The 6,904-nt window shown below is 75.5% G+C and carries 9 protein-coding genes; 4 read left to right on the forward strand and 5 right to left on the reverse strand.

Translation table 11 applies throughout. From position 1 onward, the window contains the following. Both AB0C69_RS35585 and AB0C69_RS35590 read right to left on the reverse strand, forming a co-directional pair. On the reverse strand, nucleotides 1-841 hold an 841-nt coding region (locus AB0C69_RS35585), incomplete at its 3' end, for an alcohol dehydrogenase catalytic domain-containing protein (RefSeq protein ID WP_360359702.1). After that, nucleotides 841-1,338: an XdhC family protein gene (locus AB0C69_RS35590; protein ID WP_345186241.1), complete on the reverse strand. Its 498-nt coding sequence runs from the start codon at nucleotides 1,336-1,338 to the stop codon at nucleotides 841-843. The genes AB0C69_RS35585 and AB0C69_RS35590, both read right to left, overlap by 1 nt. A gap of 172 nt (nucleotides 1,339-1,510) precedes the next feature. Here AB0C69_RS35590 and AB0C69_RS35595 point away from each other — a divergent pair, with 172 nt between their 5' ends. From AB0C69_RS35595 to AB0C69_RS35605, 3 genes are read left to right on the forward strand one after another with little or no spacing between them, the layout of a single operon-like run. Beyond that, nucleotides 1,511-2,065: a universal stress protein gene (locus tag AB0C69_RS35595; RefSeq protein ID WP_353834854.1), complete on the forward strand. Its 555-nt coding sequence runs from the start codon at nucleotides 1,511-1,513 to the stop codon at nucleotides 2,063-2,065. 28 nt (nucleotides 2,066-2,093) lie between these two features. Continuing rightward, nucleotides 2,094-2,735, forward strand: coding sequence for a nucleoside monophosphate kinase (locus tag AB0C69_RS35600; RefSeq protein WP_345186247.1), 642 nt, complete (start codon nucleotides 2,094-2,096; stop codon nucleotides 2,733-2,735). Beyond that, a complete protein-coding gene (locus AB0C69_RS35605) occupies nucleotides 2,732-3,589 on the forward strand; it encodes a pyridoxal-phosphate dependent enzyme (RefSeq protein ID WP_360359707.1) in 858 nt (285 codons plus the stop codon). Before AB0C69_RS35600 ends, AB0C69_RS35605 begins: the two co-directional genes overlap by 4 nt. A gap of 70 nt (nucleotides 3,590-3,659) precedes the next feature. Here the strand turns inward: AB0C69_RS35605 and AB0C69_RS35610 are convergent, their stop codons facing one another. The 3 genes from AB0C69_RS35610 to AB0C69_RS35620 form a co-directional block, all read right to left on the reverse strand. Then, a complete protein-coding gene (locus AB0C69_RS35610) occupies nucleotides 3,660-4,733 on the reverse strand; it encodes an acyl-CoA dehydrogenase family protein (protein WP_360359710.1) in 1,074 nt (357 codons plus the stop codon). After that, entirely contained in the window at nucleotides 4,730-5,923 is a 1,194-nt protein-coding gene (locus AB0C69_RS35615; RefSeq protein WP_345186256.1) for an acyl-CoA dehydrogenase family protein, read from the reverse strand. Before AB0C69_RS35615 ends, AB0C69_RS35610 begins: the two co-directional genes overlap by 4 nt. A 157-nt stretch (nucleotides 5,924-6,080) precedes the next feature. After that, nucleotides 6,081-6,479, reverse strand: a complete 399-nt coding sequence (locus AB0C69_RS35620; RefSeq protein ID WP_345186259.1) for a nuclear transport factor 2 family protein — start codon at nucleotides 6,477-6,479, stop codon at nucleotides 6,081-6,083. Nucleotides 6,480-6,560: 81 nt separating this feature from the next. Here AB0C69_RS35620 and AB0C69_RS35625 point away from each other — a divergent pair. Continuing rightward, nucleotides 6,561-6,904, forward strand: a 344-nt coding sequence (locus AB0C69_RS35625; RefSeq protein WP_360359714.1) for a helix-turn-helix domain-containing protein, incomplete at its 3' end; no start/stop codon positions are given.

Genomic DNA, 6,904 nt, shown 5'->3' on the forward strand with positions numbered 1-6,904 from the left:
GGACCTCGCCGGTGACGCGGATCGCGCGGCCGTCGCCGTTCTCGCCGGTCCAGTCCTTGACGCGGCCGCGGCGGCGCAGCGACTCGACCGAGGCGCGGGCGGTGGCCGGGCTGCCGAGCGCGTCCAGCGAGACGTGGGCGCCGCCGCGGGCCGCATCGCGCACGGCCTCGGCCACGTCGTCGTGGGCCGCGGCGTCGACGACGGCGGACGCGCCGCAGCGGCGCGCCAGCTCCAGCGCCTGCGGCGACACGTCGACCGCCACGACCCGCGCGCCGGCCGCCGCGGCGATCATCACGGCGGACAGCCCCACGCCGCCGCAGCCGTGCACCGCCGTCCACTCGCCGGCCCGCACCCGCCCCTGCGCGAGGACGGCGCGGAACGCGGTGGCGAACCGGCAGCCGAGCGCGGCCGCGGTCGTGGAGGCCATCTCGTCGGGCAGGCGGACCAGGTTCACCTCGGCGGCGTCGATCGCGACGTAGTGGGCGAACGAGCCCCAGTGCGTGAAGCCGGGCTGGGTCTGGGCCTCGCAGACCTGCTGGTCGCCCGCCCGGCAGGACGGGCAGCGGCCGCAGGCGCACACGAACGGGACGGTCACGCGGTCGCCGGGGCGCAGTCCGGTGACGCCGGCGCCGGTCTCCTCGACCGTGCCCACCAGCTCGTGCCCCGGGACGTGTGGAAAGGCGCGGATGTCGGGATCGTGGCCCTGCCAGCCGTGCCAGTCGCTGCGGCACACGCCCGTGGCCTCGACCCGGATCACCGCGCCGCCGGGCGGCGCCGCCGGGTCGGGCAGCTCCCGGATCTCCAGCGGCCCGGCGAAGGCGTCGTAGGCGACCGCCAGCACTAGAACTCGAAGCCGCCGGGGCGGCCGTTGCGGTCGGCGATCAGGCCGGCGAGGGTCGCGACGGCGATCTCGGCGGGGGTCCGGGAGCCGATGTTGAGGCCGATCGGGCGGTGCACGCGGGCGATGTCGGCCGCGGGGACGCCGAGTTCGGTGAGGGCCGGGATGTGCGGCGCGGGGTGCCGCGGGTTGCCCATGACGCCGACCCACCGGACCGGCTGCGTCAGCACGTCGCGCAGGACGGGCCCGAGCTCGGGCCGGTGGTGGTCGGTGACGACGACGTCGGCGGTGGCGTCCAGGGGCGGCAGGTCGGCCGTGCCGCCGCGGTCCTTGTCGGGGTCGACGAGGAACGTGCGGTAGCCGAGGTCGGCGCCGTAGCGCAGCAGGTGGTCGGCGACGGGGCCGGCGAACACCGCGACCAGCGTCCGCTCCCCCGTCTCGTGCGGGGCGTCGCCGTGCGCGACGGCGCAGGAGGAGTCGTGCTCGTGCGGTGCGGCCATACCGGAAGTCTGCCCCGCTCGGCGCCTGATGGTCCAGCTGCCACGCCCTCCCCCCGACGCGCCGCGGACCCGGTGTCCCGCGAACCCGTGCCGCCGGAACCTGGAACTCTCGCGTGGGAACGGGTATGCCTTCTGTCTAGACTGCTGTCACCCGGCGGCCACAGGAGGGACCGTGATCGCGAGACCGGAGGGCGGGCCCCGCGTCGTGGTGGGGGTGGACGACTCCGCGGGTGCGCGCTGCGCGCTCTCCTGGGCGATCGGCGAGGCGCGGCTGCGCCGGCTGCCGCTGCTGGTCGCGCACGCCGCGCCGCTGCCCCCGCACGTGTCGGCGGCGGGCCAGCTCGGCTGCGGGATCACCGAGGCGCTGCGCGGCTCCGGCGCCGAGCTCATCGCCCGGCTCCTGGCGGAGGTGTGCGGCGGCCCGCCCGAGGGCGTGGAGATGACCGCGCTGGCGCTCGTCGGAGAGCCGGGCGCGACGCTGGTGCGCCTGGCGGGGGACGACGACATCCTGGTCGTCGGGCACGGCGCCCGGGGCCCGTTCTCGCGGCTGCTGCGCCCGTCGGTGCGGCTGCACTGCGCCCGCAGGGCCCGCGCGACGCTGGTGTGCGTCCGCCCGCCCGCGTTCGACACGCTGCTGGAGAGCCTGACGGTGCGGGACGAGTCACCCGAGAGCGCGCCCGACTCCCGCTTCCGGAGGCTGGGCCGCCGCCTGCGCCTCCCGCTCTGACCGGGGCGGCGCGCATAGGCTCTCCCCCATGCGCAAGTACGTCATCATCGGCGCTGTCGGCAGCGGCAAGGGCACGCAGGCCGGGCTCCTCGCGCGCGATCTGGACATCGTGCACATCAGCGTCGGAGACATCTTCCGCTGGCACGTCAAGAACCACACCAAGCTCGGGGCCCAGGTGCGGCGCGTCATGGCGTCCGGCGAGCTGGTCGGGGACGATCTCGCCGAGAGCGTCGTGCGGGACCGGCTCGCCCAGCACGACTGGAACTACGGGTTCGTCGTCGACGGGTTCCCGCGCAGCCGGCGGCAGACGGAGTTCTTCCTGGAGAGCTACGACATCGACGGCGTGATCCATCTGGACCTGCCGGACGAGGAGGTCCGCCGCCGGGTGCTGGCCCGCCGGCTGTGCAACAGGTGCGGGATGGACTACAACCTGATCGAGGACCGCCCGACGCAGGAGGGGCGCTGCGACGTGTGCGGGGGCGAGCTGGTGTCCCGCGAGGACGACACGGAGGAGGCGCTCGCCGAGCGGCTGCGCGACTACCACGAGAGGACCGAACCGATCCTGGAGCTGTTCGGCCGCAAGGAGTACGTGGTCACCGTCGACGCGCGGCCGGGCATCGACGAGGTGCAGCGGACGCTGCGCGAGAAGCTCGGCCTGCCGCTGCCATGACTCCTTCCTCCGGGACGGCCTCGCCGGTGGTGGAGCTGGCGGACGAGCGGGCGGCTCGCCGGGGGCTGCGGCTCTTCCTGAAGCGCGACGACCTGGTCCACCCGGAGCTGCCGGGCAACAAGTGGCGCAAGCTCCGGCACAACATCGGGCCGGCGCGCGAGCACGGGACGCTCCTGACCTTCGGCGGCGCCTACTCCAACCACATCCGGGCCGTCGCGGCGGCGGGTGCGATGTACGGCTTCGCGACCATCGGCGTGATCCGCGGCGAGGAGCACCTGCCGCTGAACGCCACGCTCGCGCACGCCCGGCGCATGGGCATGCGCCTCGCCTACATGGACCGCGCCACCTACCGGCGCAAGCACGAACCCGACGTCGTCGCGGCCCTGCGCGAGCGGTGGGGCGACTTCTACCTCCTGCCGGAAGGGGGGAGCAACGCGCCGGCCGTCCGGGGCTGCGCCGAGCTGGGCGCGGAGGTGCCGGGCTTCGACGTGGTGTGCTGCCCCTGCGGGACGGGCGGGACGCTGGCCGGGCTCGCCGCCGGGCTGGCCCCGCGGCAGCGCGCCGTCGGGTTCTCCGTGCTGAAGGGCGGCTTCATGGCGGGCGAGGTGGAGCGCCTCCAGCGCGAGACTTACGGCGGGCGGCGCGGCGACTGGAGCGTCCAGGACGACTTCCACTTCGGTGGCTACGCGAGGACCACCCCCGAGCTGGAGGCGTTCGCCGCCGACTTCGCCGGCCGGCACGGGATCGTCCTCGACCGGGTCTACACCGCGAAGATGATGTTCGGCGTCCTCGCGCTGGCCGGGCGCGGCGCCTTCCCCGAGGGCGCCCGGGTTCTGGCGGTCATCACCGGCTAGCCGGACGGCCCCCCACCTTCCGGGCGGGGCCGCCCGTGCGCCGTCAGGCGCCGCCGGTGGCGCGCCGCCGTCAGGCCGGGGGCAGGTCCACCAGCGCGGCGAGGGCCGCGCGGTGCCGGTCGGGCGTGCCCAGGGCGATGGAGTCGGCCTTGGCGCGCTTCAGGAAGAGGTGCGCCGGGTGCTCCCAGGTGAAGCCGATGCCGCCGTGCATCTGCACGCACTCCTCGGCCGCCTTCAGGGCGACCGCCGAGCAGTGCGCCTGCGCGACGGCGACCGCGATCGGCGTGTCCTCGTCGCCCGCGGCCGCGCAGGACGCGGCGTGCCGGGCGACGGCGCGGGCCTGGGTGACCGAGGTCCACAGGTCGGCGAGCCGGTGCTTGAGGCCCTGGTAGGAGCCGATCGGACGGCCGAACTGGTAGCGCGTCTTCACGTAGGCGACGGTGTCGTCCAGGCAGCGCTCGGCGAGCCCGAGCTGCTCGGAGGCCAGCATCGCGGCGCCGGTGCGCAGCGCGGCCCGCACCGCGCCGTCGCCCTCGGCGACGCGCCGGGCCGGGGCGGCGGAGAAGGCGAGGTCGGCGAGCCGGCGGGTCATGTCGAGCGAGGTCACGGCGGTGCGGCGGGCGTCGGCGGCGTCCACCGCGTACAGGCCGTCCCCCGCCGGGACGAGGAGCACGTCGGCGGCCATGCCGTCGGCGACGCCGGTGACCTCGCCGGTCAGCGCGCCGCCGGCCGCGTCGACCGTCACCGGGACGGCGTCCGGGGCGGTGCTGAACGGGACCGCCAGGACCGCGATGCGCTCCCCGGCGGCAAGCCGCGGGAGGAGCTCCCGCTCACCGGCGGCCAGCAGCGCCGCCGTGGCGATCACGGCGCTCCCGAGGAACGGGACGGGCGCCGCGGACCGGCCCAGCTCCTCCATCACCACGGCGGTCTCGCGCCAGGTGGCGCCGGCGCCGCCGAGCTCCTCGGGGACGGGCAGGCCGGCGCAGCCGAGCTGGACGGCGATCGCCCGCCACAGCGCCGCGTCGTAGGGCTCGTCCTTCTCGGTGCCCGCGAGGACCGAGGCCCAGGGCGCCAGGTCGCCCAGCACCTCGCGGACGCTCGCCCGGAGGTCGTTCTCGATCTCGCCGTACAGCAGGTCGCTCATCGGGGCAGGTCCTTCCACGCCACGTCCTTGTCGACGCGGATCTCGCCGGGCAGGCCGAGGACGCGCTCGGCGATGATGTTGCGCAGGATCTCCGAGGTGCCGCCCTCGATGGAGTTGCCCTTGGCGCGCAGGTAGCGGTAGCCGGGCGAGCGGCGAGTGAAGTCGACCTCGGTGGGGCGGCGCATCGTCCAGTCGTCGTAGCGCAGGCCCTCCTCGCCGAGCAGTTCCAGCTCCAGGCCGGACACCTCCTGGTTGAGCCTGGCGAAGGCCAGCTTGGCGCCCGACCCCTCGGGGCCGGGCTGCCCGGCGGTGAGCTGCTGGCGCAGCCGCGCCCCGGTGAGCCGGGCCGCCTCGGTCTCCACCCACGCGCGCAGCAGGGCGTCGTGCAGGCCGGGGGTGCGCAGCTCGGGGCGGTTCCGCCAGAGCGCGGCGACGACGCCGATCATGCCGCTCTCGCGCGGCGCGGCGCCGCCGCCGATGGCGACCCGCTCGTTCATCAGCGTCGTGGTGGAGACCCGCCAGCCCTGCCCGACCTCGCCGAGCCGGTGCTCGTCGGGGATCCGGACGTCGGTGAGGAACACCTCGTTGAACTCGGCCTCGCCGGTGATCTGCCGCAGCGGGCGGACCTCGACGCCCGGCGCGGTCATGTCGCAGACGAAGTAGGTCATGCCGCGGTGCTTGGGGACGTCCGGGTCGGTGCGGGTGACGAGGATCGCCCAGCGCGCCTCGTGCGCCATGGACGTCCACACCTTCTGCCCGTTGACCGTCCAGGCGTCGCCGTCGCGGACGGCGCGGGTGGCGAGCGCGGCCAGGTCGGAGCCGGCGCCGGGCTCGCTGAACAGCTGGCACCACAGCTCCTCGCCGGTCCACAGCGGGCGCAGGAAGCGGCGCTTCTGCTCCTCGGTGCCGAAGGCGAGGATCGTCGGGGCCGCCATGCCGAGCCCGATGCCGTTGCGCTCGGGATGGTTGGTCGGGGCGCCCGCCTCGGCGAACCGGCGGTCGACGGCGGGCTGCAGGTGCCGCGGGGCGCCGAGCCCGCCGAGTCCCTCGGGGTAGTGCACCCAGGCGAGCCCGGCGTCGAACCGGGCCCGCAGGAACTCCGGGGGCGCGGTCGCCGCGGGGTCGTGGGCGGCGAGGAACTCGCCGACCCGCCTGCTCAGCTCGTCGGCGTCGGGCGGTGCTGTGCTCACGGGGCCTCCGCGCGGGGCGTGGGTGGCGGCGGCCACCCGGAACGGGGCATACCAACCGGTCGGTATGCCGACGCGTCCACCCTAGGAACGGCCGGGACGGCCAGTCAACCGCCGCGCCGCGCGAGCACCCCGCCCGGGGGCGCGGCGCCCGGGGGCGTCACGCCATCGCCTCGTCGAACGCGCGGTGGTGGGCGTAGTCGCGGGACTCCACGATGTGCCCGTCGCGCACCCGCAGGACGAAGATGTTGGGCACGACGAACTCCCGCCCGTTCGCGGTGTTGCGGCCCGCGTACTCGAACTCCGTGATGATCACCTCGGGATCGGCGGTCTCGTGCACGACGACGTTGCGCGCCTTCAGCTCCACGGGCAGCGTCTCCAGCTGCTCGAAGTGCCGGCGCAGCGCCTCCCGGCCCTCCAGCCGCGACGCCGGCTGGGCGAACGGGTGCACGACCACGGCGTCCTCCGCGTACAGCTGCGGCAGGCCCTCCGGCCGCAGCCCGGTGATCCCGTCGATCAGCCGCTGGAAGACGGCCCGGGGGCTGGCGAACTCTGACATGCGGTCTCCCCTAGAATCGGAGTACGGGCTCCGCATGAGAAAATACGGAGCCAAGACTCCACTTGTCAACGGAAGGCAGCGATGACGTCACCCGCCCCCGGCAGGCCGCTGCGCGCCGACGCCCTGCGCAACCGCGCCAAGGTCCTCGCCGCGGCCGAGGAGGTCTTCGCCGTCCAGGGGACCTCCGCCTCCACCGAGGAGGTCGCGCGCAAGGCGGGGGTGGGCATCGGGACGGTGTTCCGGCACTTCCCCACCAAGGAGTCGCTGCTGGAGGCCGTGCTCGTCGCCCTGCTAAAGCGGCTGGCGGCCGAGGCGCGGGACCTGCGGGCCGCGGCCGACCCGGGCGCGGCGTTCTTCGGCTTCTTCACCCGGGTGGTCTCGCAGGCGGCCAGCTCGGGCGCGAGGTCGCCGGCGCGGTCGCGGGC

Origin of the sequence: Actinomadura sp. NPDC048032 (assembly GCF_040653175.1) — a bacterium.
GTDB classification, from domain to species: Bacteria; Actinomycetota; Actinomycetes; order Streptosporangiales; family Streptosporangiaceae; genus Spirillospora; species Spirillospora verrucosospora.